Here is a 1,457-nt window from a genome sequence, read left to right as displayed (position 1 = left end):
GGCCCTGCTCCCACCCCTCGGCCCACTTCGCCGGGGCCTGCCCCGGCCCGGGCCGGACGTCCGCGAACCCGGCGCGCGGAGGCCGGGATTGCGGGAGTCGGGATTGCGAAGGTCCGAGGTGCGGAGGTCGAACGTGCGAGGGCCGGGAGCGCGAGGTCCGGACACCCACGAGCCCGGCGGGAGGGGGCCGGCGGGTCGAGCGGTCCGGGGGCCGGTCGCGGGCGGCGACTGCGCGTCTCGGGAGGCGGGACGGACGACGTCGTGTGCTGAGCGCTGAGTCATGTCGAGTGACTCTAGGTATCCGTCCACCAAAAAGTGGATCTTGACGTCTTCCTGTGGAAAACCACCGGATTGTGGATAACTCGCCCACTCCATCGAAGGATTCGGCAGCCGGAGACCACCTCACCGACCTACCGGCTGGCATGCTCGAACCAGCGTCGCGTCAGCGCGGGGAGACGACCGCCCCGAGCAGGCCGGGGCCGGTGTGGGCGCCGATGACGGCGCCTACCTCGCTCACGTGCAGTTCACCCAGCGCCGGGATCCGCTCCCGCAACCGGTCAGCCAGCTGTTCGGCCCGCTCTGCCGATGCCAGGTGGTGCACCGCCACGTCCACCGGCGCGCTGCCCGCCCGGCTCACCGCGAGCTCCTCGAGCCGGGCGATCGCCTTCGAGGCGGTGCGGACCTTCTCCAGCATGCCGATGCTGCCGTCGGCCAGTTCGAGCAGCGGTTTCACGGCGAGGGCCGACCCCAGGAGGGCCTGTGCCGCACCGATCCGGCCGCCGCGGCGAAGATGCTCCAGCGTGTCGACGTAGAAGAAGGCCGAGGTGCCCTCGGCGCGCTTCCGCGCCGCGGCCACCGCCTCGTCCACGGACCCGCCGGCTGCCGCAGCGCCGGCGGCGGAGAGGGCGCAGAAGCCCAGCGCCATCGCGACCATGCCGGTGTCCACCACCCGAACGGGCACCGGCGCGTCGCGGGCGGCGAGCACCGCGGCGTCGTACGTGCCGGAGAACTCGGCCGACAGGTGCAGTGAGACGACGCCGTCCGCGCCGGCTTCGGCCACCTCCTGGTAGGCGGCGGCGAAGGTCTCGGGGCTGGGCCGCGACGTGGTCACCGGACGGTGCCTGCGCAACGCCTCGGCCAGTGAACGCGCCGAGATCTCGGTGCCCTCGGCGAAGGCGCGGCCGTCCAGGACCACCGTCAGCGGTACCGCCGTGATGCGATGCTCCCGCAGCGCCGCCGGTGGCAGATATGCCGTGGAATCGGTGACGATCGCGACGTGACGGGACATGAGTCGGACATTACTGCGTTCCGGGGCCCGTCGGCAGCCTGACCCCGCACCCGCGGTGATCGCCGGCGCCCCGGCGTCCGCGGGCCGGGCGGGTCAACGGCCCCGACGTACCAGCGCCCGCAGCAGCCGGTGAAGCCCCTGGCCCGCTCCCCGGAGCATCCCACCCTGG

General features: G+C 73.3%; 1 protein-coding gene. It reads right to left on the bottom strand.

The window, feature by feature from the left end:
• Positions 1-442: 442 nt before the first annotated feature.
• On the bottom strand, positions 443-1,288 hold the full coding sequence (locus ACYVE9_RS26640; protein WP_461030456.1) for a DegV family protein: 846 nt from the start codon (positions 1,286-1,288) through the stop codon (positions 443-445).
• Between the last annotated feature and the right edge of the window lie 169 nt (positions 1,289-1,457).

The organism is Streptomyces sparsus, from assembly GCF_054776295.1.
Note: the sequence above shows the minus strand (reverse complement) of the source record. Positions and strands in the feature narration are given on the sequence as shown.